The organism is Cobetia sp. MC34, from assembly GCF_018340035.1.
Classification (GTDB): Bacteria; Pseudomonadota; Gammaproteobacteria; order Pseudomonadales; family Halomonadaceae; genus Cobetia; species Cobetia amphilecti.
Map to the genome: position 1 here is coordinate 1 of NZ_JADPPY010000096.1, position 779 is coordinate 779.

The following is a 779-nucleotide window of genomic DNA, read 5'->3' on the forward strand; positions in this document are numbered from 1 at the left end:
CTCGGCTGAACTAATGTAGTAGCGGATCATCGGCTCTTCAGGAGCCTCATCGCCCTCTTGGCGAAAACTCATCACCACCCCTACCGTTTTCAAGCCCGGCCATTCGTAGCTAAGCTCTTGAAACTCTTCAGTAATCTCACTCACAATGTGATAACGCGTCTCTTGCCGGCCGCGGTTCTTTTCATCCGTGATATACGAGTCTCCCGAAAAGCTCGCCACCTTGGTTATTGGGAATGCCGTCTCGAAGGCGGCAGCCAAAGCTGGCTGATTCCCCTTTACCGATAGCAGGTAATCGGCACCCTTCTGCAGGACCTGAGTGGCGATCTTTTTCTGGCAGCCCATGGCATCAATTGTCACCAAGCAGCCTTGCAGATTGAGTAGCTTTAGCAGCTCGGGAATCGCCGTAATCTCATTCGACTTCTGCGCCGTCTTCACCTGCCCTAGCACGACACCATTAGCCGCGCTGAAGGCACTGACCATGTGGATCGCACCCTTGTTCTTGCCACGGCAATACGAGCCACGCAATGTCTTGCCATCAATGGCTACCACTGCGCCCTCAGTCACGTCATGGCAACTTTTCATCCACTCAGCGAATGCAGTTTGCAGCTGCTCGGCATTCACCAGGGCCATCACCCTGGCCAAGGTATCGTGGCTCGGCACGCCAGCCTTAAAATCGCCGTACTGGCGAAGAAAGTCCAACTTCGCGTGGCCAAAATCTTCGATTTCATCCCAACCTTCTGCACCACAGATCACCGCACAGACGATCAGAAACAAGATAT

General features: G+C 53.7%; 1 protein-coding gene. It reads right to left on the reverse strand.

Translation table 11 applies throughout. The features are described from left to right. On the reverse strand, positions 1 to 779 hold a 779-nt coding region (locus IZU87_RS17300), incomplete at both ends, for an ISAs1 family transposase (RefSeq protein ID WP_213115369.1).